Below are 23,388 nucleotides of genomic sequence, written 5' to 3'. Positions count from 1 at the left end.
GGTGTCCCCCGGGCGGCCTCCCGCCCGCGGGGTGGGGGGGGGGGGTCCCGGGGGGTCTCCCCCAGGCGGTGGCCCGCGGGGGGGGGGTGCGCGTGTCCGCGGCACCCCCCGCCGCGCACCGGCCGGGGGCCGGCCATGACGGTGTACGTGTCGCGGTACGCCGTGACCGGCGAGCCGGCGACAGACCGCGCAGCGGTGGTCCCGGCGGCGGTGGGACGGGGCTCGGCCGACCCACCACTGTTGACGCACGTCTGGCGGGTCTTGTTCGAGCAACAGGCCCGGAAGTGCCGCCGCCGATGAGTACGGACGGAACCGGTGCTGCCGAGCAGCACCGGCCCGTGCCGGCGGAGCATCTGCCGTTGCGTCCGCTCTGGCTGTGTCGCCGCTGCGGGCAGCCCTGGCCCTGCGGACGGGCGCGGCTCGTACTGGTCGCCGAGTACCGTGACAACACAGTAGGTCTCTTCCTATACCTGGCCGGCCTGCTCCATGAGGCCATCGACGACCTCCACCAGCTCGATCCGAGCACCGGCGGCGATGTCAAAGGCCTGTTCGACCGTTTCCTCGGCTGGCCCGCCCGACACCACGGTGGGGCTGAATCGCCGGGCTGACCGCGATCTCCCGCCGTCTCACGCTCTCTCCTTCTACCGCCTTCTCGGCCGCGATTACTGATCGCTTACTTGCTCTGCGACGTCTGGTGGCGCCGGTGCCGTGCCGGTAGGTTCAACCCTCCTGAGAGCTCTCGTGGCCAGGTGGAGGGATCCGGCAGCGTGTCGCAGGTCGAGAAGATCACTACGGAGCTACGTACGCTGGCCGCCGGGGTCGAACGTGCACAGGGTCTGGCTGCCGCTGCTGATCAGCAGGCGCAGGAGATCGTGCTGCGCGCGGCGGGTGCTGGGTTCGCTGCCGTCGCTGCCGGCATGGCGCGGGTGCGCGGAGCCATCGCCACCGTCCGGGGTGGACTGGATGGTCTGACCGGGGCTGTCGGTGATGCCACGAAGGTGGCCGCTGGTGTCCCGGAGCAGGCCAGTCCGGGGGAGACCATCAGCGGGCTGACTCCGGTGCAGAGTGCGGTCGACGGCATCCGCGACCAGACGGCCGCCACGATCACCCAGGTCGGTGAGGCGCAGCAGCTTGTCGTCGGGGTTCTGCAAGGTGGGCAGCCGGGGCCGCTGCTGCAGGCTCTGGAGAGCATCAAGCAGGTGCTCGTCATGCTGGTTCAGCGCACCGCCACCACCCGCCAGGCCGTTGACGCGGCGATCGCCGAGGCACGACAGCTGGGGTCTTCGGGAAACTGAGCGGGGCTGGCGGTGCCGTACCGACCAGCCCTGCCTCGGTTCCCACACCGTCCCCCGGCAGGGGCGTGACGACTCCGTGGACGCGCAAGCCCACCGGAGAGCGCGGCGGTTCGCCCACCGGCCGGCGTACCCGGATCCCTCCAAAGGAGGACGAACGCGTGCGGCGCTCCCTGGAACTAGAGAACCAGTGCGCCGATACCGTCGCTGCAGAGGGGTACCGGCTCCACCAGAACCCGACCCGGCAGGAGGTCGCGGAAGCGCGGCTCGGTACCGGTGATTCCGGGAAACCGGGCAAGGATCCCGACTACCTGGTCGAGGGACATGTCTTCGATTGTTACTCCCCGATGCCGGCGAAGAGCGTGCGAGGCGTGTGGAGCGGGGTAGCCGACAAGATCGACAGCGAGCAGACCCAACGGGTGGTGGTCAATCTCCACGAATGGCGTGGCGATCTCGGGGCGTTGCAGAGGCAGTTCGACGACTGGCCGATCGCAGGGTTGAAGGAACTGGTGGCGGTGACGCGCAGCGGGGCGATAATCCAGATCCTGCGACGAGACTGAGGGGGCTATCCATGGCGACCGAGTACCGCTTGACGCTGGCCGGCGACGTTCCGCTCGATGTGCTGGCCGGCGTCGTCGCCCCGGACGGCACCGAGGAGTCGGCGGCAGATGGCAGACCCCGGGTGTTGAATGCGGACCTCAGCGATCGGTGTGGTTACACGGTGAGCATCCACGCCGGATCCCACGGCTACTTCGAAGCCGAAGATGGTGACGGCTCGATGTGGGAGTGGGAACCGGAACGGTACGTCACCATCGGCTTCCGGCTGGTGAAGAGCGAATCCTCCGACCGGGCGACGCGGGAGATGCTGGCGAGTGTGGCCCGGGTGTTGGACGAGCGCCCGGAGGACGCCGCGCTGATCCTCGACGCCGACTGGCTGCTGCTGACCCGCTTCTCGGGAACGCTGCGCCGGCACGCACTGAGCTGGTGGGGCGTTCACGGCGAGGACGATCTTCTCAGCCGGTAAGAGGCTCGGCGGCCTGCCTATTCCGCGACTGGCAAGGGCCTCGGCCCTGACGCGCCCGCAGACGCAAGGACTTCGTCGGCCGGCCGCGGGCGGCATGGACCGTGCGATTGCCATCCTGGACGGTGAGGTCGTCGGCTGCCTCGTCGCATCGCGGAGCCAGGATGACCCGGCCGAGATCTACCTGCAGGACATGATGACCGACCCCAACCGCCGGCGTCGCGGATCGCCCGAGCATTGGTGGGACGATCTCTGATGTCTCACAACCTGGACTGCTGAGGCTGGCGGTGTCGGCGAACATAAGGATTTGTGTCCGTCATCACAAGGTGCTCTAGACGGGATCGACTTTCCGGTCAAAGTCACCTACCTTGACCGGCTCTCCAGTAGGCGTGGCCGGCTGGGACGGTCGGGTCGTGGGGACGGTGGGAACCGTTATGGCAGGTAGCGGGCCGGCGAAGATGGTCCGGCGCTGTGCCCCGTCGAGGGCGTGCCGAGGCCTTCGATCGTCGGATTGACTTGCTTGACAGCGTCGGTCTGGTCGAGAGGTACTGGAGGAACGTTCCCCTTGCGGCGAGCTTGTTCGCCGGGCCGACTGGTCGATGAATGGGCGCCCGTTACGGCCCTTCCTCGTCGTTGTGGCCTGGTCCGCCGGTCCGGTCGTTGGGGTGCCGACCGAGTGACAGGAGGACCGCCATGAAGGATCTTCTCCCGGCGGGTTGAGCCGACGCCGGTCCGGCCGCAGCACGGTGTGCTGCGGCCGGAGGGAGTGTCCCTGTCCGAAACGGTGCACCGGCGGTTGCCGGAAGCAGATGTGAGCCCGCCGGTTCGCGTCCCCGTCGCTGTCCATCTTCGTGTCCACGATCCGTGCCTGTCACGGTCGTGGCGATGACTGCTGCTCTGACCCGTCTCGGGCCCCTTCCGTGCGCTGCACGGAGTGTTCGTTAACACCTCAACAGTGATTAACAGCGCGACTTCCCTCGCGCGGTCCACCCTGCCGGGCAAACCCGCGACCCGGCAGGCGACCATCGCCGGCCGACCTCGCTCCGGTGCGAGCGCGATGCACATGGCCGTCCACGTTTGCCACGAGCGCCGTGGTCCGCATCGCCTCGGGATTCGGCCCGGCGGCGGTGACAGTTTCCGGGTTGGCCCCCGTTCGAGGGTCGGGCTTGGCGTCAGCGTTGACGTCAGTCTTCAGGCGGAGCCGACACCGCGACCGTTTCGGGCAGAAGAGCGCGTCTACAGATGTCGGCAGGGGCAACTCATAATGCAGACGATGGATGCACGTGGTCGTGACGTGAGGACTGCCGGTTGACGACGAGTATCGGTGAGTTGACGAGTGGGTTGCCCGCTGGCGCGTACGGCCAGAAACGCTTTGCTGTCCGCGTCGGACGGATCGCTGCCCGGCTCGGTGTGAACCGATTCGAAGCGTCGCTGTATCTGCAAGTCATGGTGCTGCCAGACCCGACCGAGCAGAACCTGTTGCGCTAAAACGGTTGGGACGACCGGCAACTGGCCGACCTCGGCTCGGCGCTGCTGACGAAAACGGCTGCTCGTCGAATCCGAGACACCCGGACGCCGCCTCGCCGTCCCCGGACCTTGGCGCAGCCCGAGGTTCGTGCCGCCCTTCGAGGCGTGGAGGTCTGCCCTGTACGGGTCGGCCCGGGTGAGGAGCCGCCCTATCTGTCGGTTCTGGTCACCCGCCCGCTGACCGACCTGTTCCATGACGCCGGCAGCCGCGCCCTTATCGATTCCCCCATGCTGCAGGCTGAACGCCTCCAAGACTTCCATGATCATGACCCTGGGCTGGTGCTCAAGGTATGAACTGCGGCACCACGTCGGCGAGTGCATGGTCGAGGATTTCCAGGCCCAGGTCCAGCTCCGCGTGACTGGAGGTGAGCGCCGGTGCGATGCGGAAGACGCCGCCCATGCCCGGCAGCTGCACCACGTTCATGTGCAGGCCCAGTTCCAGGCAACGCCCCGTCACTGCCGCGCCCAGCGCGTCGGCCGGTCGTTTCGACTCCCGGTCGCTGACCAACTCGAGCCCGACCAGCAGCCCGCGGCCCCGCACGTCGCCGACCACAGGGTGCCGTTGGCTGATCTCCTGAAGGCCCTTGCGCAGGTACGAGCCCAGTTGCGCAGCCTGTTCATCGAGCCGGTCGGCCTCCAGCACGTCCAGGACCGTGTTACCGACCGCAGCCACCAGCGGGTCCGAGACGTGCGTGGTGAAGAAGAGGAAGCCGCGCCCGTGCGCGGTCTGCTCGATCTCCGGGCTGGTCACCACAGCGGCCAGCGGCAGGCCGGCGCCGAGTGTCTTGGACAGGGTCAGGATGTCCGGCACGATGCCGTCCCGCTGGAACGCGTACCACTCTCCGGTGCGGCACAGACCGGTCTGCGCCTCGTCGAGGATCAACAGCCCGCCCCGCTCGTGCACCTTGTCGCGCAGCGCCGCGAGGTATCCCGGCGGCAGGTCGATCACCCCGCCGGAGCTGAGGATCGGTTCGACGATGCACGCCGCCAGGCTGCCCACCGACTGGGCGTCGAACAGCTCGAACGCGAACTCCAGCTGATGCCGCCAGTCCAGTTCGCCGCTGGGAAAGGTGAAGTCGGGCCGGTACGCGTTCGGCGTGGGGATGGCGAAGTTGCCGGGCGCCGCGGGCCCGTACCCCTTGCGCCCCGAGCTGTAGGTGGCGCTCGCCGCAGCCTGCGTCATTCCATGCCAGGACCGGGCGAACGAGATGATCTCGTGTCGGCCGGTGACCAGCTTCGCCATCCGGATCGCCGCCTCGTTGGACTCCGCGCCGGTGGTGAGCAGCAGGACCTTGTCCAGCGGCGCAGGCAGCGAGCCGGCGAGGCGGCGTGCCAGCTCGACCACGGGCCGGCTCAGCATGCCACTGAACAGGTGGTCGAGAGTGGCTGCCTGCCGCTGGATCGTGGCTACTACGGCCGGGTGCGAGTGGCCAAGGATCGCGCTCATCTGCCCCGACGTGAAGTCGAGCAGGCGGCGGCCGTCGGCGGTGAAGACGAAACTGCCCTCGGCGCGTTCGATGATTTCACGTACGAAGCTGCCCGCGCCGATGTAGCGGACCAGGTGACGATCGGCGTCGGACCAGAACGAATCAGCCATGGACCGACGCTAGGCAGCCCGGACAGACACGTCCATCGCACATTTCCGCTGTCGCTGTTAAGCAAAGCCGTACAGTCGGCGGTCATGACGCTGAATCCGTGGCGGCTGCGCCTGCTCGCCGACCTGGCGACCTACGGCACCGTCCGGGCCGTTGCGCAGCGCGGCAACCTGAGCCCGTCGGCGGTGTCGCAGCAGCTGACCACACTGGAACGGGAGACCCGGACCGCGCTGCTGGAACGCACCGGGCGGCGGGTGCGACTCACTGCGGCCGGAATGTTGCTTGCCGGCCGGGCTCGGGAGATCCTCGCGGCCATGGACGCGGCCGAGGCGGAGCTGCGCCGCCTCGCCGACGAGCCGGCTGGCACGGTCACCGTGGCCGCGTTCCAGAGTGCGGTGCAAGCCCTCGCCGAACCGGCACTTGTCCGTCTCGCGGCCCGACACCCGGATGTAAGCGTGGTCTTGCTGGAGTTGGAACCGCACGAGAGCATGCCGGCGCTGCGTCGCGGCGACGTCGACCTGATCATCACGACGGCCGACTTCGCCGGCGCCGAGCTCTCCCCGGAGATCCATGTGGTGCCGCTCGCCACCGACCCGGTCGTGCTCGTGCTGCCCCCGGGGCATCCGCTGACCAGCGCCGAGTCGGTCGCACTGGAGGCGTGCGCGCAGCAGCGCTGGACGTTCGACGTCGCCGGCTCGTACATGTCCGAGCTGTCCACCCGGCTGTGCCGGGAGGCCGGCTTCGAGCCCGTGGTGATCTGTCGGTTCAACAACTACATGCTGGCCCTCCAGCACGTGGAGAACGGCCGCTCGATCACCATGCTGCCGAAGCTGGCGGTGGACCCGCGATACCGGGTGGTGACCCGACCACTGAGCCCGCCGCTGACCCGGCGCATCACTGCCGGGGTCCGGCGACCGGCCGCGTCACGCCCCGAGGTGACGGCCGTGCTCAATGCCCTGAGAGCAGGTGACTGACCTTGGCCGGACCGTCTCCGTAATGTGCTGGTAGCACCCCTTGCGTACCAGGGCGATGCGCAGACGGCGCTGTTCGCGCGTCGGCCGCCTCTGCGACGGCGGCGGATCGGCCACCCACGTCCGCCAACAACCAGTAACTGGTGGACGTGAGATGGCAGCACCCGGATCGCCGCATTTGCGGATGCCGTGAAAGCTGCGCCTCAGCCTCCGGACCAGCGCGCTGTTAGCGAAAACGCCGTTCGCCGGTCAGGACAGCGTCCAGCCATCTAGCGGCACCGACGTCACGATCACCACGATGTCGTCCCGGACCCCCTGGATCGACACCGCCGCGGCCGCGTGGACCGGACGGATCAACACCGTCCCTGCCCGCACGGACCCGGTGGCCGTCGACGCGTTGCTCATCCGGGCCCGACGGCTGTGTCGCCTGGGCCTTGCCTACCGGGCAGGACCTCGACGCCGCCACGGTGGTGCGTGCGCTCGGGCACCTGGCTCGGCCAACCGGCCTGAGCGCCGTTTTAACAGTCGTCTCAGATTCGCTCGGTACGAAGTCGGCATCAGATAAGCGATGGACCGTCTCGTAGGAGGCTAGTGATGGCAGTCAACGCAGCGCCGTCCAAGGAAGCGCCGGCCGGCCGGTTGGCAGGCCGGTGGGTGCCGTGGTTGGTGATTGGCCTGTGGGTGGCGCTGGCGGCGGTGATGGTGCCGTTGAGCGGAAAGCTGAGCTCGGTCACTACCGACAGAGCCGTGGACACCCTGCCGGCCGGCGCCGAGTCCACCAAGGTGGCGGTGCTGGAGGACAGTCTCCCCGGCGGTGAGGACAACACGTTCGTGTTCGTGTACCACCGCGCCGGCGGCATGACCGACGCCGACCGCGCGACGGCCGAGCGCCACTACAACACCCTTGCCAAGCGGTACCCGCCGAAGGTGGCGGCCCCGGACGGCGAGGACGATGAGGGCCCATCGACGAGACTCTCCACCGACGGCAAGGCGATGATGTTCACCCTCGACGTGAGCACGACCTACGGCGCACCGGAGGCCATCGTCGGGCCGTTGCGTGACGCCGCGAAGGACCGCCCCGCCGGCCTGGAACTCGACGTGACCGGCCCGGCTGCGGTCGACGGCGACATGGACGCCGTCTTCGACGGCATCGACCTGCAGGTCTTCCTCACCACCGTCGTCGTCGTCACGCTCCTACTCATCCTCACCTACCGCAGCCCCGTGTTGTGGTTCATCCCGCTGGTGGTCGTAAGCGCGGCCGCACTGACCGCGATGGCCACCGTCTACCTGCTCGTCAAAGGCTTCGGCATCGTGGTCAACGACCAGAACTCGGCGCTGCTGACGATCCTGGTATTCGGCGTCGGCACGGACTACGCGCTGTTGCTCATCGCTCGATATCGGGAGGCACTGCACCACCACGAGAACGTCCGGGTTGCGATGGTCCACGCGTTGCGCGGCGCGGCGCCGGCGATCGTCGCGTCCGCGGCCACCGTGGTCGCCGGCCTGCTCTGCCTGCTCGTCGCGGACCTGAACAGCACCAGCGGGTTGGGCCCGATCGGTGCGGCCGGCATTCTGTGCGCGCTGGTGGCCATGCTGACGCTGTTCCCGGCGGTGCTCGTGGTGCTCGGCAGGCGGATCTTCTGGCCGGCCATCCCGCGGTTCAGCACGACCGTGGAGCAGAGGCCGGGGCTGTGGGGACGGCTTGGCACCGCCATCAGCCGCCGCCGGTGGGTGGCGACGCTCGGCTCGCTCGGAGTCCTCGGCGTGCTCGCCCTCGGGCTGGCGGGCAATACCGGCGCCTTGCGGGAACAGGACCAGTTCCTGTCCGCGCCGGAGTCGGTCACCGGCTTCACCGTTCTCCGCCGGCACTTCCCGGAGCTCGGCGGCCAGCCGATGACGATCTTCACGCTGCCGGCGTACCAGGAGCGGGTGCTCGACATCGTCAAGGGCACCCGAGGTGTGGCCACGGCCATCCCGGGTCAGACCAAGGGTGGCTGGGCCGACATCTCCGTGTTCCCGACGGACGCGCCGGACACCGTCGCAGAGTACGACACGATCAAGCGCGTGCGCACCGCCGTGCACGCGGTGAGCGGGGCGGAGGCGATCGTCGGCGGGCCGAGTGCGGAGAACCTCGACACCGAGGTGACCACCAGCCGCGACGAGAAGTTGGTGATCCCGCTGGTGCTCGCCGTCGTCCTGATCGTGCTCGGGCTGCTGCTGCGCGCGGTCGTGGCCCCGTTGGTCCTGATGGCCACAGTGGTCGTCTCATTCGCCGCAGCCTTCGGCGGCAGCGTGTTCGTCTTCGACACGATCCTCGGGTTCAAGGGCATCGACTATTCGGTGCCGCTGCTGGCATTCCTGTTCCTGGTGGCGCTCGGCGTCGACTACAACATCTTCCTGGCCAGCCGTGCCCGGGAAGAGGCCGTGCGTCTCGGCACCAGAGCGGGCATGCTCAAAGCCCTCTCCGCCACCGGTGGCGTCATCACCTCGGCAGGCCTGGTCCTGGCGGCCACGTTCGCGGTCCTCGTCTCACTTCCGCTGGTGATGCTGATCGAGGTCGGGTTCCTGGTCGCCTTCGGCGTGCTGCTCGACGCCCTGCTGGTGCGATCGGTCCTGGTGCCCGCCCTCACCCTGCTGATCGGCCGGCGGATGTGGTGGCCGAGCCGGCTGTCCCAACCGGTGGAGCCGCCGGACGGGCGACAGTCGCTCGACGACGACGAGGAGCCCTCGCTACAACGGTGAGCGCGGCGGCACGGGCGAGATCCGGGACGGAGCCTCAGGCCCGTCCCGGATCCTTTTCATGACCCGGCGGTGGGCCGCGTGATTCGACCGGGCGGGGCCGCGGCCGGAAGGTCGACTCGAAGCAGCGCGCCACCGCGCGCGGAGCGGGCGACGGTGGCCCGGCCGCCATGGGCGTCGACGACCCGCTGAACGATCGACAGCCCCAGACCGGATCCTGGCAACGCGCGGGCGCTGTCGGCACGGTAGAACCGGTCGAACACCCGCGGTACGTCGGCGGCGTCGATGCCCGGCCCGGCGTCGTCGACCTCGAGCACCGCCGACGCGCCCTCGGCACGGAGCCGGACCTGGACCGGCTGGTCCGCGGGGGACCACTTGCCGGCGTTGTCGATGAGGTTGAGCACCGCCCGTTGGAGTGCAGCGGGACGCCCGCTCACCCACACGGAGGTGACGTCGAGCGCGACCTCGATGTCGGGCACGCGGGAACGCGCCCGGGTCGCGGCGGCCACCACCACGTCGGCGAGGTCGAGGAGGTCGGTGCGCTCGTCGGTGACGTCGCCGCGCGCCAGGTCGGTCAGTTCGGCGGCGAGGGTGCTCAACTCGGCTACCTGGGCGCCGAGGTCATTGAGCAGCCGGGTCCGGCTCTCGGCCGGCAGCGCGCTGTCCAGGGTGCCGCGCCGATCGAGGCGGATCAGCAGTTCGACGTTGAGGCGCAGGCTGGTGAGCGGGGTCTTGAGCTCGTGGGCGGCGTCTTCGGCGAGCAACCGCTGGGCCCGCCGGGAGTCCCGGAGCGCAGCGAGCATGTCGTTGATCGACTGGATCAGCCGCCGGATCTCCCCGCCGCCTTCATCCGGGATGTCGGCGTCGAGATCCTGAGTGTGCGCGACGCGTACCGCGGCGGCGGTCAGCCGGTCGATCGGTGCCAGCCCGGCCCGCGCCACGGTCCGCCCGACAAGGGTGCCGCCGACCACGCAGAGCAGCCCGATCAGCAGCATGCCGAACCCGAACCGGTTGATCGGGCTGTCGTTGGCGACGCGGGCCACCTGGACCGCGCCGTCGCCCGCCCGTAGCGTGTAGATGAGGTAGCCGTCCTCGTCGATGTCATTCGACTCCATCAGGTCGGCCGACGCGCCCTGCGCCACGCGCCCGGCGTGCTCGCTGACCGGGGGCAACGCAGGCTGGCCGGCCGGTGTCCGGGTCGAGCCGTCGGGCAGGATGACCCGCACCAGTCGACCCGATCCGGGGTACGGCGGTAGCTGGACCTGCGCCAGACCGGCGCGCTCCGCGTCCGTCGCCAGGACGCGGGAGTCGGCGCGTAGCTGATCCTCGGCGGTGTCCCGCAGCTCCCAGTCCAGCAGCTCGCTGGCCACCTGGAAGGCCATGAACACGCTGACCGCGATGGCCGTCGCCGCGATCACCGTCAGCCTGGTCCGCAGTGACCGCCGGCGCCACCATCGGGTCAGCCGGCGCGGTTCCCGGCCGGCGGGCCTGCTCACAAAGGACTCTCCCGCAACGTGTATCCCAGGCCGCGCAGCGTGTAGATCAATCGCGGCTCACCCTCGGCCTCCATCTTGCGGCGCAGGTAGCTCACATACACCTGGAGGTTGTTGGCGGTGGCGCTCATGTCGAAACCCCAGATCGCCTCGAACAGCGCGTCGCGGGTCAACACCCGGGTCGCGTTACGCACGAGGACCTCCAGGAGCGAGAACTCGGTCCGGGTCAGGCGTAGCTGCCGCCCGCCCCGCCACGCCTCGAACCTGTCGGGATCGAGCCGGACGTCGGCGAACGACAGGACCTGCGGCTCCCCGTCGCCCGGCGTGCGCCGGCGCAGCAAGGCCCGCACCCGGGCCAGCAACTCCTCGGTGGCGAACGGCTTGGGCAGGTAGTCGTCGGCGCCCGCGTCCAGCCCTGCGACCCGGTCCGAGACCTGGTCACGAGCGGTCAGCATCAGCACCGGCAGATCCCGACCCGCCGCCCGCAACCGCCGGCAGGTCTCCAACCCGCCGAGGCGGGGCATCATCACGTCGAGGATCAGCAGATCCAGCGTGTCACCGCCGGCCCCACCGACCCCGTCGAGCACGGCGAGACCGTTGGCGACGGTGCTGGTGTCGTAACCCTCGACCTGGAGAACCCGCTCCAGCGACTCACGGATGGCCGCGTCATCATCCGCGATCATGATTCGCACGCCGACGCGCCCCCTTCCAATCGATGCTTTTGCCGCTCATTGTCCCCGATCAACCTGAGGCCAGGATTAAAAGGTCTGGGCGCACGGTGGACCGCAGCATCCCATTGCCATGATCAGGTGCACCGTTCTCGGCATGAGCGCGCACCACGTCGGGTTGCGGAGGCGCGTCCGGCTGAGAGGGCTCGTGCGTAAACACGGGTCCCGAACGCCTGGCCCGGGACCCGTCAAGGTGGGCTGATCTTCAGCTGGGCGGGATGGCGCCGATAAGGCGTATCCCACGTGGGCCATCAGCCCGTCGGTCGTTGGCAGCGCCGCGGGCGGCGGTTCCGCGCCAGAATCGGTCGAACACCTGGCTCTTGTCGGTCTCGGCGATGCCCGGTCCTTGGTCGGTGACGGCGAGCCACAGCCAGCCTCCGGCCCGGCCGGTTGAGACGGCGATCGCCCCACCTGCGGGGGAGAGGCGTACCGCGTTGGAGAGCAGGTTGCCGGCCGCTCGCCGCAGGGCGTCCGGGTCGCCGATGCAGATCCGCTTGCGCGGCCAATGCATCATTGAGAGACGCCAATGAGCCCGCCCAGGGGCTGTTAGCTCGACGTCAACTATGCCGTAGGAGAGTCGTATGGACCCGGAAGGGCGGTCCCCTGAGCCGCTTCCGAACGAGGCAGCTTCAAGGGTGTGGAGTCACCTTTTGCATGAGGACAACATGTTGATGCAGCGCGGCAACTTCTTCATCGTGGCGCAATCGATGTTGATTGTGGCTTACTCGGCGCTGGTGGTGCAGATGCCTATTGCATCACTCTCTGGGCACGCAGTGGCCGTCTTCGGGGTACTGCTTGCGATCGTCTGGCTCTATGTTGGCCACCGCCACCGCCGCTATCTCCAGCACGTGGACCGGCGGGCACGGCACTACCTGAGCGAATATGCCGCTACTCAAGGTGACCGTCCAAGGAGTCCGTTGTCTACCACGGCACTTCTCGCATACATGCTTCCGTCCTTAACTGTCCTTGTGTGGGTTACGTTACTGATCATGGGCTAGTGCGACTGCGCGGGTTCGTCGCCAGCGGTCTGGTGTCGCAGGCGTTGGCTCGACTGTTTGGCTGGACGGTTAAGCCACCCCCGGAAACTGCGGGTGTCTCGGTACCTGTCGTAGGCTAGTGCCGTGTCCAACAATGTCGGCCGGGTTGGCGCCGTCGGCGCTGGGCTGACGGCCGCGCGGGCCCGGCAAATGTCGGCGCACTCCGCACTAGATGTCTGCGTGAGGACGAGACGGGAGCCATAGGACTTTGCGAGCCAGTCCGGCGATCTCGAAGAATAATAGATGCAGGTCTTCCAGCTGCACCCCCACGCGCTTTGGCCTCGCGTTTCCCGGTCGCGCGGTACGGAACCGAGAACTGCGTAGGAGTCTCGATATCGTCAATGGATGCGCCCGGGCAGAAGGGGACCGGTCACGTCATTGGTCATGCCTCCTTCCTGGCGCCGCAGGGTGTCCGTCGCATGAAATAGCCGACATCTCCTTCGGTCACCCGATCAGCTGATCCAGAACGCCACGCTGTCGAGCCACCGCCGGTGCCTGCCTGCCATATGGCCCGCCAGATCGGCCGTCCGGATTTGCCGCTGTCGGAGCGCGGGCGGCGAGCACGACGGACCTGCGTACGCTGCCGTGGTGCAGATCGACTTGGTGGCCCTGATCGTTGACGAGTACGACCCCGCGATCGCGTTCTTCACCGACGTACTCGGCTTCGATCTCGTCGAGGATTCCCCATCGCTGACCACTGACGGGCGGCCCAAGCGGTGGGTCGTCGTCCGGCCGCCGGGTGCCCAGACCGGGATTCTCCTCGCTCGCGCCGACGGCGAACACCAACGTGCCGCAACCGGTAACCAGGTAGCCGGCCGAGTCGGGTTCTTCCTCCGAGTCGACGACTTCGACCCCGCTTACCGACGGATGGTCGAGGCCGGTGTCACCTTCGTCCGGGAGCCACGGGCCGAGCCCTATGGCCGGGTCGCGGTCTTCCTCGACATCGCCGGCAACCGGTGGGACCTCCTCGGATCCGCATGACGTCGCCGCAGGTGCCAGTCGAGGCCCTCAGGTCAGTCACCCTGATTTGCCGCGAGCTAGCCGACCGCACGGTGAGCACGCGCGTCCTCTATGGCAACTTCAGGTTCCGCCCGCCGTTTCCGCGGCTGCGGGCGGTGACCCGAGCGGTAGAGACGGACTTCGCCGCGCTCGACCCAGACGTGTGGGGCTGCGACGCGGTGCGAACCTGCAGCGTCTGCGATGGGCCGGTTGACGGTGAGCTTCGCCAGGTCTGGATCTCTGGCCTGGTCGCCACCGACGTGTTGCCGTTGCTGGCAAACGCATGCTCCGGGGCCTGCGTGGCGGCACTGCCGCAGCGGTACCTCGGCTACCTCCCGACGCCGCACACCGGCGGCCCGGACCTCGTTCAGCCGGCCGCCGGGCGATGAGGCGGCTACCACGAGACCACCCGCAACTGCCGAGAAGCGGATAGGCGATCAATCCTTTCTTGCACGCTGGTTTCCTACCAGGGTCAGCAGGGCTGCGTGTGTGTGCTCGTCGGCCGCCACGACGAGACCGCCCGCGCCGGTGTGAAGAGGTTGGCCGTCGATCCCGGTCACCACACAGCCGGCAGCCTGACAGAGGGCGATGCCGGCCGCGAAGTGGACACTGTCGCTCAGGTGGCCATCGGTTACGTAAGCGGCTCGTCGGCCGGCAGCGACCCAAGCCACCGCCAGGGTGGTGGAGACGACGCGTGGGCGGAACTGCCGGATGAACCCTTGATCGGCAAGTAACCGCGCGGCCCGGAAGACGCGCTCATTGGGAAACGGTGGATCGAGATTGACGTCCACCAGCCTCGACGCGGCCGACGGGGCAAGTCGCTCGTCCGCGCCGCCGTGACGCACGTGTGCCCCAGCACCGTCGGTCCAGAACACCTCATCGGTGAACGGGTCCGCCGAGGCTGCCACGCCGAGCTGCGTTCCGGTTCGCAGAGCTACGTTGACCGAGACGAGCATGGTGTGTACGGCGTAGTTCAACGTCCCGCACAACGGGTCGACTAGCCAACTGCGTCCGTTCCCGCCGGTTCCCGTGCGTCCGCTTTCCTCTCCCACCACGAGGTCGTCCGGCCGGGCAGCGTGCAAGACGTCGAGGATGGCGCGCTCTGCTTCGATGTCGGCCGTCGTGGCGAAGTCTCCCGCAGACTTCTCGAAGCGTGTCAGCGATGACCCGTAGTGCGAGCGCACGATCGCTGCGCCGGCTTCCGCGGTTTTGATGACCAGATCTCGGTCGCTGATCGACATGCACGCACGATAGATGCCGTCCTGGCTCCATTGCGGGCCGCGATCGGATATCCCGATCTGCCGCCGTCCGCGCATCGTGAGACATGGGCGAGTTTCGTATGCGGTTGGTGTGCTGGTCGGCGTGATGGATGATGCCGGGCGTGATCACCAGAGAGCGCGCTGTCGCGCTCGTCGAGGCCTTGCTGATCAGGCAGCGACGGGAGGGACGGCTGGTTGATGTGCCCGAGGTTGCAGTCTGCGGTGTCGAGGAGCACGTCCTCGGGTGGTTGGTCGGCTGGCAGTCTGTTGAGTACCTGCGTTCCGGTGACTTCGGCAAGATGCTGGTGGGACAGGGCCCGTACTTCGTAGATTGTGAAGACGGCAGCATCCACCACATACCAGCCGTGATATGCGGCACAGATCGATGGGCTGACGTATATCTGCAGCAGTACAAGGGCGTCAGGCCTCCGGATCCGCTGCTCGCTGAAGTCCGTGCCCTCGTACAGCGTGGGGACAGGATGGCGGCGCTGCGGTTTGTCCGTCAGCAGGCGCCGCGGATGAGCCTGCGCAATGCCCAGGCGTACGTCGACGCGGTCAGCGAGGGAGATGAGCCCTCGGAGTGCTTGGCGAGCCTCACTCGGGAGGAGCCAGAGCCGCTGTTACTGCCGATCGAGACACTTGCCGGCCCGTATGAGGAGGACGCTGGAGCGTAGGCCAACAACTGCGGGTTGGGGACGTCGGCCACACAGATGAAGACGACCCGAGGGCGAGCATCGCTGGGCATCCATCGCACGCTAGCCGTTGCCGCCGGCGAGGCACTGCAGGCGGCCACCGTGTGCTTACCTTCCGATATGCCGCACGCCATGATGTTTGACGAAGCAGATCCGCTCCTGAACCGGCTGCGGGCGCTCGCCCTGGCCTTCCCCGACGCGGCCGAGAAGATCTCCCACGGACATCCCGCTTTTTTCACCACCAAGGTCTTCGCGTACTTCGGGGGATCGGTGAAAGTCGACGGCGTCTACCGGCAGCATGAACATTCGGTGCTCGTGCTGGTTGATCCCGACGAGCGAGCGGCGCTGTTGGACGAGGACCGCTGCTTCGTGCCGGCCTACCTGGGCCCCTACGGGTGGATCGGGGTGGGCCTGACCGGAGACACCGACTGGGACGAAGTCGACGAGCTACTCGACGCCAGCTACCGACGGACGGCCGGGCCACGCAGGGTTGCCCGGCTCGACTCCCGGCGATCCCCAGCATGAGGCCGGCCAAGGCCACGAGGAGCGATGACCGCCGACAGCGCCGGCAGCCCTGCCAAGCGCACGGATCTCCCGCTGACAAGGCGCGGCGATCGTGAGGGTGCCACCCGATCGACCGATGCGGCTGCGGGAGCCAGCCAAGGCACTGGGCCGGCAGATGTCGGCGGTCGGCGGTGCGAGCCCGGTTTAGGGGAGCAGGTTGGGATCGGCGGGGTGCCCGCAACGGTGGGAACACGGCATGCACCCAGCGCCCGTACCACCGGAACTGCCGGAGGCCATGCCTTGGAAGTTCGACGGGTCGGCGGGCATCCGCTCATGCCGATGAGCGGATGCCCTGGGGCCGTTGGCGTGTGATGATCGGCTGCGATGAGCAGTGGTCGAGATGCGGATGTCATTCTCGGTGAGGCGCGTCGGCATCACCTGGCGCAGGTGAACGGCGTGCTTCGTCGCCCTGGCATGTATGGCAGGGACGAGATGGCCGAACGGCTTGTTCTCGAGGCGATGGCCGCCGTGGATGGAAGCCTTGAGCGGTGGTCGACGGAGTGCGATGGACTGCGCGAACGCGACGCGTTCACCCCGACAGGTGTCGGGGGCGCTTACAGCAGCATCTTGCCGGCAGGTGCCGTGCGTGATGCCACGGCCTCCGTCTACGCCGAGGTTGCCCATCGTCTCGGTTGGCTTGAGCTGGATCGGGCGCTGTCCGAGGCAGAGTATGAGCGGCTCAGCGCCGACATCAGCGGTTGGCTGTCGCGACAGCGGACGCTGGCCGACGTCATCGAAACGTTCGGGCCACCGTCAATCTGGATCGGCGGAACGAACCCGCTTTATCCCAAGACGCTTGCCTACACCACGGCCGATCGCGACCACGTCCTCATCTGCTTCCACGTGTGGAACGCTCTGGCGAACACTGCAGCCGAGACGGTGCTGGAGGGCGTCCACCCCGAACCGGTGCTTCTGGCCGTACGCCATCGACCGGGCACGTTTTCCGAGTCGTTCTCGTTCACGCCGGAGGGCCAGCAGCGCCGGCCTACTTCTGATCAGCGCAGCCCGCTCAGGTCAACGGTCTGGATCTTCCACGGTGACAACGCCCGATATGCCTCCGGAGTGTTCGACACTCTGGACGCTGGACTCGCCTGGGCTGCCGAGCGCCACGTGACCGGAACTCTGGCCGAGTACGCCATCGGGGGAGCCTACGACGTCGCAGTCAGCGAAGGCCGCTTCACGCCATCGAAGGCGCACCACGGCACCTCGGACCACGTCGCCGCCTTCAGTCCTGGGTTACGTCACGTCCATCTGACCCGTGGCCGCCAAAATCAATAGACATCACTCATGCCGTGGACCGCGTGTTCGTTCTCGCCGCTCGGTGCGCAGTCATGCCGATGACAGGGCACCGGAGCCGGCGTGGCGCCGAACCGCACCGGCGACTCAGTCCTGTGCTCACCCATCGACTGGCCTTTACCGACCTGTGGTCGGTGCCACATAACAGCATCGCCAGTCTGGGCTCCCTCATTGCCCGGTCACGCTGCCCGTGAGCGGGGAGGCCGGCCCTCTCAAGTAAGGCCGGCCTCTGCGCGTCACCCCGCCGCTCGGCTCATCGCGGCACTGGCCAGCCCGTTCAACGTGGTCAGGTCGGCCGCCCCCAGGTAGGAGTCCGACAGCATTGAGGCGGTCTGGATCTCCACAGCCATCCACCACGTTCCCGACCTCCCGGCCGCCGCTCAGGAGATCCGCCGCGTCCTGAAACCCGGTGGCCCAGTCCTGATCAGTTCCGCCTTCCCGGCCGGCACGAGGGCATCGCAGGCGGTATCCGAACAAGGTGCTTGTGCCGTTCGCACGCCGTATCGACAACGACGACGTGGCCTGCTGGGACGTCGACCGGGGCGGGCGAGTGGTTGTCGTGCACGACTTCGGCCGGGCGGTGGCGTGCCGCGCGCAGGGACATGGGCGAGAATGGGCCAGTTCGAACTCTGCGCAACTCTGGAAGGACCCTCCCTTGGCCGGTGGACTCGTAGCCCTGCTGGATGACGTGGCGGTGCTGGCCCGGGCCGCTGCCGCGTCGATCGATGACATCGGGGCGGCCGCCGCGAAGGCCGGCGCCAAGGCTGCGGGTGTCGTCGTCGACGATGCTGCCGTCACGCCGCAGTACGTGCGAAGCCTGGCGGCCGAGCGCGAGTTGCCGATTATCAAGCGCATTGCCGTGGGGTCGCTGCGCAACAAGTTCTTCATCATCCTGCCGGCGGTGCTGCTGCTCAGTCAGTTCGTGCCTTGGCTGCTCACTCCGATCCTCATGCTCGGCGGCGCCTACCTCTGTTACGAAGGCGCGGAGAAGGTGTGGTCCAAGATCGCCCATCACGGCGCCTCCGACACGGGCGAGGAGAAGGTGCAGGACGAGACGACACTGGTGTCTGGGGCGGTACGAACCGACCTGATCCTCTCGGCGGAGATCATGGTCATCAGCCTTAACGAGGTTATCGATGAGGCGTTCTGGTCCCGCCTGGTGATCCTGGCTGTCGTCGCCGTCGTCATAACCGTCCTGGTGTACGGCGTGGTGGCCCTGATCGTAAAGATGGACGACGTCGGGCTGCGCCTGTCGCAACGTTCCGGCGCCGTCGCCACGTTCGGCCGCGGTCTGGTGAGGGCGATGCCGGTGGTCCTCAGCGTGCTGACCGTCGTCGGCACCGCGGCGATGCTGTGGGTGGGCGGGCACATCCTGCTGCTAGGCACGCACGAGCTGAACCTGCACTTCCTGTACGAGGCCGTGCACCACGTGGAGGTCGCCGCCCACGACGCCACGGGTGTTCTCGGCGGGCTCGTCGGCTGGCTCGTCAACACGGTGGCCAGCGCGATCCTCGGGCTGATCGTCGGAGCGCTGGTCGTGCTTGTCATGACTCTCACGCTCCACCGCCGCAAATCCAAGCCTGCGGCTGCGACTGCGGCCACGACTCGTACTGACGGCACCATCCCCGGGCAGCCGAGCCGTGCAGCTCAGCGTCGCGACGCTCCTGCGGACCGAGCGCCGCGCGGTTGACCGCAAAGTCATCGCAACTCGACCACGGGGTCAGGCGCTCTGGTGCTGAACCGCGTTTAGTAGGTTGCCGAGGTGAGGCAGGTTGCGTAGGCCGGATTCCTGCATGGCGGTGGCGACGGCGACGATTCAGCCTCAGCGGGGGAGGCCTTGGCGACCCCGACGTCGATGATCGTGGCGGCGATGTCGAGTTGCTCGGTGTCTGATCGGTCGGGGCCGGGCGGCTGCCCGGAGGGGCGTATGGCGGGCGGGTCAGCGATGGCGCACCCGCCGGGGCCGCCGCCGGTGACGGAGGTCAGCAGCAGGAGGGGCAGGCCGATGCAGGCGATGAGGACGACGGTGGCGACGCCGATGATGGTCTTTGTCATGGTGGTGACCTCTCGGGATAGCAAGAAGGGGCCGGTCTGCCTGCGGATGTCCGGCCGGTGGCCGCGATGTGCGTTCTAGAGGCGGTAGAGAAGGCAGAGCAGTCCGGCGTGGGTCTCGCGGAGGAAGGCGACGATCAGGGTGCTGGCCGGGAACAGTGGGTGGCCCACGTCGAGCAGGTGCCGTAGCGCCAGTCCCAGTGGCCGGGTTCCAGGCGTACCAGAGAGCCGGCGAGGTCGAGGAACGCGGCGCGTCAGCAGCTGTTGCCGCTTGTCGTCGCGAAGTTGGTCCCACATGAGGACGGTGACGCTGGCCGCCCACAGGTCGACGAGGACACCGTCGATCTCGGCGTGCGGGATCTGTCGCTCAGCGCGGGCGGACGACCCTCGTTGTCAGATGCCCCTGGGCTGACCGCGTAACTCCCGGATCTGCCGATGAGCGGACGTGGTGATCGTTGCTCAGGCGGTGTTCGCGAGCGGCGAAGGGTTGAGTCTGGCAAAGCCTTCCTGCCGTTGGTAGGGGAAGTACGGGTACGGCGCGGTGCGGGTGCTGGCAGTGTCGAGCCGGGCTGCCTGTTCGGGTGTGAGTGACCAGCCGACAGCGTCGATGTTCTGCCGCAGTTGTGCTTCGTTGCGGGCGCCGATGATGACGGTGGCTACCGTGGGTCGTCGTAGTAGCCAGTTGACCGCGAGTTGTGGCACTGCTCGGCCGGTTTCGCGGGACAGGTCTTCGAGGACGTCGACGACGCGGAATAGGTGCTCGTCGTCGACCGGCGGGCCGTATGCGGCGGTGGCGTGCAGCCGGCTGGTGGCGGGTGGCGGTGTGTCGCGGCTGATCTTGCCGGTGAGTCGTCCCCAGCCGAGTGGGCTCCACACCACGGCTCCGACGCCTTGGTCGAGGCCCAGGGGCAGCAGTTCCCACTCGTAGTCCCGGCCGACGAGGGAGTAGTAGACCTGGTGTGCCACGTACCGGCTGCGGTGGTCCCGGTCGGCTGCGGCGAGGGACTTCATGAGCTGCCAGCCGGCGAAGTTGGAGACGCCGAGATAGCGGATCTTCCCGTCCCGTACCAGGTCGTCCAGTGTCGCTACGACCTCTTCGACGGGTGTTGCGGCGTCGAAGGCATGTAGCTGAAACAGGTCGACGTAGTCGGTGCCGAGTCGGCGCAGGGCCGCCTCGACCGATCGGATGAGCCGCGCGCGTGAGGTTCCCGCGTCGTTGGGTCCGTCGCCGGTCGGTAGACCACTCTTGGTCGAGATCAGGACAGCGTCGCGTCGGCCTTTGATCGCTTGTCCCAGCACCTCCTCGGACGCGCCGTCGGAGTACACGTCCGCAGTGTCGAACATGCTTATCCCGGCGTCCAGACAGATGTCCACGAGGCGTCGTGCCTCGCGGGCGTCCGTGTTGCCCCACGCGCCGAAGAGCGGTCCGGAGCCGCCGAAGGTGCCGGCGCCGAAGCTGAGTGCGGGCACGGTGAGTCCGGATGCTCCAAGTCGTCGGTACTCCACGATGACAGCCCCCTTAAAGGTACTCCAGTTCCGTTAATACGTCGGCTACGATAGCAGCCATCCGCAGTTAAGGGAACTGGAGACCCGTTATGGCCGTCGGTGTGATCCGACCCGGAGGGCGGACCGCCCGGGTCCGCGCCGCCGTGCTACGAGCTGCCGGTGACGCACTCGTCGAGCACGGTTTCGACCGTCTCGACCTCGCGGACGTGGCGCGCCGCGCCGAGGTGGGCAAGACAACGGTCTACCGCCGCTGGGGTACGGCCGCCGGCCTCGTCGCCGACTTGCTGACGGACATGGCGGAGCAGTCGCTGCCGCGAGCCGACACGGGATCGCTGATCGGGGACCTGCGCGCCAATGCCCGGCTCGTGCAGCGCACCCTGGTCGACTCGCGTCAGGGTGCACTGTTCCGGGCGGTCATCGTCGCTGCGACCTGCGACTCCCGCGCCGCCGAGGCTCTCCATCGCTTCTACGCCGTCCGGATCGCCGAGTGGGTCCCCTGCGTGGAGCAGGCGGTGCGGCGGGGGGAGCTGCCCTTGGACACGGACGCGGCCGAGGTCATCCGCGCCGTCTCGGCACCGCTCTACTACCGCCTACTCGTCAGCGGAGACCCCATCGACGAGGCCACGGCAGACCGGGCCGCCGAAGCGGCAGCGGCAGCCGCCCGCGCCGGGGTCCACGCGTCCACCAGCGGTCCCAACTGACGACACCGCCCATCCGGATCTGCCGCCGACCGAGCGCTACCCACCGTGACAGACTCCCGCGGAGGCCTGCGTCCGATCGTGCCGACAAGGGGACGCGCGGCCATGATCAGGTTCCCAAAACAGGCTTCCAGTAACAAGTAGAGTCGCGGCGTGACCAGTCAAGACGCCGAGGTCGAGGCGCGTGCCCGCGCCGCGCTCAACTCTTTCATCCTGCGTGCCCTGCGGGTCGAAGGTCACTCGCTGGCTACCGACCGCGCTGCTCTGCATCGGCTATCGCAATTTTCGTTCTCTGTGCAGGTCAACTACACGAACGGCACCGCGACCTGGATACAGGAGTTCCCACCGGAGGAGCAGGTCGAGTCCGCTGCAGCCCGTGTACGGCCACTGATCCTCAACGACGACCCGACCTACTACGCAAAGTTCTTCAAGGCCGCTGGCTACTTCCTTCAAGCGGCGGGGGCTCCCGAGGCCGTCATGAAGGAACTGCGAGGGCTCAAGCAGGAATGGGCGGAGATTCAGCCCAAGGGGCAGGGCGTCAGGGGCTACTTCGTCGAACAGTCCATGGCGGATTCGCAGCAGTCGCACCGGGCGACCGACAACGTGCTCGGCTTCGCGTGGATCTATGGCGACGTCGTGCACAACGATGCTGATCGCCTCGCCCAGACGCGCGTCTTCGGAGTCAAGGAGCGGTTCCGCGCCGCAGTCCCTCTGGTTGCGCGGATCATGGTCTTGACGATCGCCACGTTGAACTTCGCCCGTCTCCTGCATCGCGAAGGCTTGATCCCTCTCGATGACGGCATCTTCGAGACATCCGTCATCGTCACCGAAACGACCTTCCGGCAGGAGGGGCAGATCTACCTCGGCGAGCCGGATTCCTCCGACACACCGATGGTGCTGCCGCCCCCCGGCCAAGCCCTCGGCGATGGTTGGAAACCCATTCACCAGGCCCTCGCACTACCCACCACCGAGTCCACCGCACCTGAACAAGAGGCAGCCAACAGCGCGAAGCTGCACGTCCAGCTAGTCGATCCGGCCGGGACGGTGCTTGCCGCAGTCGACCTCAACCGCGTCGAAAGCACCCGGGACGCCGGAGGTATCCGTGTGGTGCTGGAGGAGGCCAATCGCGTCTTTCGGGTCGAAGACCGCTACGACTCGGCCGTCCTGAGCGTGACGCGCACCCTCCGGCTCACCGGCCTCGCCGGGCAGCCGGCTGCCGTCGTCCTGGCAGCGCTGAAGTTCCTCGCCAATTGCCGCACCCCGAACGTAGCCCGAGTCAGCCTCCGGCACACGTCGCCGGCGGAGGGCAACGTTGATCCAGCCTGGGCGCTCGACCCATCCGACGAGTTCCGGCGCGAATTGGACGCCCTGACCACGGCAGTCGAGGCATTGGCGGCTATCCAGCAGCACACGGCCGTCCCGATCCGCGTTCCCGACCTGTCTGCTGCCGTCTCCGACGAGGTCAACCGCTGGCTGTTCGCCGCGCGGCTGCTCGGCGGTGACGAGGTCAGCGGTACCTATCCCGAGGGCCAGTGCCTATGGGTTGGCCTCGATGACGAGGTCGACCTGCCGGACGACGGAACGGTCGGGATCGAGCTGCCCCTAACCGTCTCGGTCGGCGGGCAGCGGGTCGACCTGGGCACGATGGTGGTCTGGCTCAGCAACGCGACGCTGGTGGAACGCCGCCAGCACCAAGGGCGCATCTTCCACGCCCTTACGACCCCCGATCGACGCTATCGCTACCGGCTAGCGGACGAGGAGACCGCCGCCTGACCGGCCGCCGGCGGTTACAGCGAAGGGTGGTGAGGCTGTCAACGCCAGCAGAGGCGCACTTCTAATCTAGCTACAGAGGTTGAAAGGCTGAAGTTCGCACCGTCACGGTGGTTCGGGGTCGAGGGTCATGCCGGTGTTGGCGAAGA

The 23,388-nt window shown here is 68.0% G+C and carries 25 protein-coding genes and 1 pseudogene; 18 read left to right on the top strand and 8 right to left on the bottom strand.

What is annotated here, in order from left to right:
• Window positions 1-135: 135 nt before the first annotated feature.
• The 6 genes from amcA to ACLQ23_RS30145 all read left to right on the top strand — a co-directional run bounded on the left by amcA (window position 136) and on the right by ACLQ23_RS30145 (window position 2,569).
• Complete coding sequence (gene amcA / locus ACLQ23_RS30170) at window positions 136-300, top strand: multiple cyclophane-containing RiPP AmcA (RefSeq protein ID WP_425881436.1); 165 nt, start codon at window positions 136-138, stop codon at window positions 298-300.
• Window positions 297-608, top strand: a complete 312-nt coding sequence (locus tag ACLQ23_RS30165; RefSeq protein WP_425881435.1) for a hypothetical protein — start codon at window positions 297-299, stop codon at window positions 606-608. The genes amcA and ACLQ23_RS30165 overlap by 4 nt, the downstream gene beginning before the upstream one ends.
• A 159-nt stretch (window positions 609-767) precedes the next feature.
• Window positions 768-1,295 (top strand): DUF6244 family protein, encoded by a 528-nt coding sequence (locus tag ACLQ23_RS30160; protein ID WP_425881434.1) that lies wholly within the window; start codon window positions 768-770, stop codon window positions 1,293-1,295.
• 158 nt (window positions 1,296-1,453) lie between these two features.
• Window positions 1,454-1,852 carry a hypothetical protein gene (locus ACLQ23_RS30155; RefSeq protein ID WP_425881433.1) on the top strand — a complete coding sequence of 133 codons (399 nt, stop codon included), beginning with the start codon at window positions 1,454-1,456 and terminating at the stop codon, window positions 1,850-1,852.
• An 11-nt stretch (window positions 1,853-1,863) separates the two neighbouring features.
• Window positions 1,864-2,316 carry a SitI3 family protein gene (locus ACLQ23_RS30150; protein ID WP_425881432.1) on the top strand — a complete coding sequence of 151 codons (453 nt, stop codon included), beginning with the start codon at window positions 1,864-1,866 and terminating at the stop codon, window positions 2,314-2,316.
• A gap of 94 nt (window positions 2,317-2,410) precedes the next feature.
• Complete coding sequence (locus tag ACLQ23_RS30145; RefSeq protein ID WP_425881431.1) at window positions 2,411-2,569, top strand: GNAT family N-acetyltransferase; 159 nt, start codon at window positions 2,411-2,413, stop codon at window positions 2,567-2,569.
• Between the two features lie 980 nt (window positions 2,570-3,549).
• On the opposite strand, the gene ACLQ23_RS30140 is transcribed toward ACLQ23_RS30145, so the two are convergent.
• The gene (locus tag ACLQ23_RS30140; RefSeq protein ID WP_425881430.1) at window positions 3,550-4,101 is read right to left on the bottom strand and encodes a hypothetical protein; all 552 of its coding nucleotides are present in this window, start codon (window positions 4,099-4,101) and stop codon (window positions 3,550-3,552) included.
• 22 nt (window positions 4,102-4,123) lie between these two features.
• Window positions 4,124-5,437 (bottom strand): aspartate aminotransferase family protein, encoded by a 1,314-nt coding sequence (locus ACLQ23_RS30135; RefSeq protein WP_355632956.1) that lies wholly within the window; start codon window positions 5,435-5,437, stop codon window positions 4,124-4,126.
• 84 nt (window positions 5,438-5,521) lie between these two features.
• Between ACLQ23_RS30135 and ACLQ23_RS30130 the strand changes: the two genes are divergently transcribed.
• Window positions 5,522-6,409, top strand: a complete 888-nt coding sequence (locus tag ACLQ23_RS30130; protein WP_355598221.1) for a LysR family transcriptional regulator — start codon at window positions 5,522-5,524, stop codon at window positions 6,407-6,409.
• 591 nt (window positions 6,410-7,000) lie between these two features.
• Complete coding sequence (locus ACLQ23_RS30125; RefSeq protein WP_425881429.1) at window positions 7,001-9,148, top strand: MMPL family transporter; 2,148 nt, start codon at window positions 7,001-7,003, stop codon at window positions 9,146-9,148.
• Between the two features lie 56 nt (window positions 9,149-9,204).
• Here the strand turns inward: ACLQ23_RS30125 and ACLQ23_RS30120 are convergent, their stop codons facing one another.
• From ACLQ23_RS30120 to ACLQ23_RS30110, 3 genes are all read right to left on the bottom strand, one after another.
• Entirely contained in the window at window positions 9,205-10,641 is a 1,437-nt protein-coding gene (locus ACLQ23_RS30120) for a HAMP domain-containing sensor histidine kinase (protein WP_425881428.1), read from the bottom strand.
• On the bottom strand, window positions 10,638-11,321 hold the full coding sequence (locus ACLQ23_RS30115) for a response regulator transcription factor (RefSeq protein WP_425881427.1): 684 nt from the start codon (window positions 11,319-11,321) through the stop codon (window positions 10,638-10,640). Before ACLQ23_RS30115 ends, ACLQ23_RS30120 begins: the two co-directional genes overlap by 4 nt.
• 250 nt (window positions 11,322-11,571) lie before the next feature.
• A complete protein-coding gene (locus ACLQ23_RS30110; protein WP_425881426.1) occupies window positions 11,572-11,880 on the bottom strand; it encodes an ATP-binding protein in 309 nt (102 codons plus the stop codon).
• 151 nt (window positions 11,881-12,031) lie between these two features.
• Between ACLQ23_RS30110 and ACLQ23_RS30105 the strand changes: the two genes are divergently transcribed.
• From ACLQ23_RS30105 to ACLQ23_RS30095, 3 genes are all read left to right on the top strand, one after another.
• Entirely contained in the window at window positions 12,032-12,364 is a 333-nt protein-coding gene (locus ACLQ23_RS30105) for a hypothetical protein (RefSeq protein ID WP_355631845.1), read from the top strand.
• A 624-nt stretch (window positions 12,365-12,988) separates the two neighbouring features.
• Window positions 12,989-13,384: a VOC family protein gene (locus ACLQ23_RS30100; RefSeq protein WP_355598207.1), complete on the top strand. Its 396-nt coding sequence runs from the start codon at window positions 12,989-12,991 to the stop codon at window positions 13,382-13,384.
• Entirely contained in the window at window positions 13,381-13,791 is a 411-nt protein-coding gene (locus tag ACLQ23_RS30095; RefSeq protein WP_355631848.1) for a hypothetical protein, read from the top strand. Before ACLQ23_RS30100 ends, ACLQ23_RS30095 begins: the two co-directional genes overlap by 4 nt.
• Before the next feature lie 48 nt (window positions 13,792-13,839).
• On the opposite strand, the gene ACLQ23_RS30090 is transcribed toward ACLQ23_RS30095, so the two are convergent.
• Window positions 13,840-14,643 (bottom strand): inositol monophosphatase family protein, encoded by an 804-nt coding sequence (locus ACLQ23_RS30090; RefSeq protein ID WP_355631851.1) that lies wholly within the window; start codon window positions 14,641-14,643, stop codon window positions 13,840-13,842.
• A gap of 140 nt (window positions 14,644-14,783) precedes the next feature.
• Between ACLQ23_RS30090 and ACLQ23_RS30085 the strand changes: the two genes are divergently transcribed.
• The 5 genes and pseudogenes from ACLQ23_RS30085 (at window position 14,784) to ACLQ23_RS30065 (ending at window position 18,903) form a co-directional block, all read left to right on the top strand.
• Window positions 14,784-15,335, top strand: a complete 552-nt coding sequence (locus tag ACLQ23_RS30085) for a YrhB domain-containing protein (RefSeq protein ID WP_425881425.1) — start codon at window positions 14,784-14,786, stop codon at window positions 15,333-15,335.
• Between the two features lie 36 nt (window positions 15,336-15,371).
• On the top strand, window positions 15,372-15,878 hold the full coding sequence (locus ACLQ23_RS30080) for an MmcQ/YjbR family DNA-binding protein (RefSeq protein ID WP_355631857.1): 507 nt from the start codon (window positions 15,372-15,374) through the stop codon (window positions 15,876-15,878).
• 363 nt (window positions 15,879-16,241) lie between these two features.
• A complete protein-coding gene (locus tag ACLQ23_RS30075) occupies window positions 16,242-17,195 on the top strand; it encodes a DUF7710 domain-containing protein (RefSeq protein WP_425736146.1) in 954 nt (317 codons plus the stop codon).
• A gap of 336 nt (window positions 17,196-17,531) precedes the next feature.
• Window positions 17,532-17,654 (top strand): annotated as a pseudogene (locus tag ACLQ23_RS30070) (class I SAM-dependent methyltransferase); the annotation flags it as partial.
• Window positions 17,655-17,691: 37 nt separating this feature from the next.
• Window positions 17,692-18,903, top strand: coding sequence for a DUF808 domain-containing protein (locus ACLQ23_RS30065; RefSeq protein WP_425736145.1), 1,212 nt, complete (start codon window positions 17,692-17,694; stop codon window positions 18,901-18,903).
• Between the two features lie 56 nt (window positions 18,904-18,959).
• Here the strand turns inward: ACLQ23_RS30065 and ACLQ23_RS30060 are convergent, their stop codons facing one another.
• Window positions 18,960-19,268 (bottom strand): hypothetical protein, encoded by a 309-nt coding sequence (locus ACLQ23_RS30060; protein WP_425736144.1) that lies wholly within the window; start codon window positions 19,266-19,268, stop codon window positions 18,960-18,962.
• Window positions 19,269-19,724: 456 nt separating this feature from the next.
• Window positions 19,725-20,735 carry an aldo/keto reductase gene (locus ACLQ23_RS30055; protein WP_355631876.1) on the bottom strand — a complete coding sequence of 337 codons (1,011 nt, stop codon included), beginning with the start codon at window positions 20,733-20,735 and terminating at the stop codon, window positions 19,725-19,727.
• Window positions 20,736-20,860: 125 nt separating this feature from the next.
• Between ACLQ23_RS30055 and ACLQ23_RS30050 the strand changes: the two genes are divergently transcribed.
• Both ACLQ23_RS30050 and ACLQ23_RS30045 read left to right on the top strand, forming a co-directional pair.
• Complete coding sequence (locus ACLQ23_RS30050) at window positions 20,861-21,472, top strand: TetR/AcrR family transcriptional regulator (RefSeq protein ID WP_355631879.1); 612 nt, start codon at window positions 20,861-20,863, stop codon at window positions 21,470-21,472.
• Window positions 21,473-21,622: 150 nt separating this feature from the next.
• Window positions 21,623-23,242, top strand: coding sequence for a hypothetical protein (locus ACLQ23_RS30045; RefSeq protein WP_355631882.1), 1,620 nt, complete (start codon window positions 21,623-21,625; stop codon window positions 23,240-23,242).
• Window positions 23,243-23,388 lie beyond the last annotated feature (146 nt).

The sequence above is a fragment of the Micromonospora sp. DT41 genome (assembly GCF_049841715.1).
In the GTDB taxonomy this organism is placed as follows: Bacteria; Actinomycetota; Actinomycetes; order Mycobacteriales; family Micromonosporaceae; genus Micromonospora; species Micromonospora profundi.
This window is presented reverse-complemented; position numbering and strand designations above follow the sequence as displayed.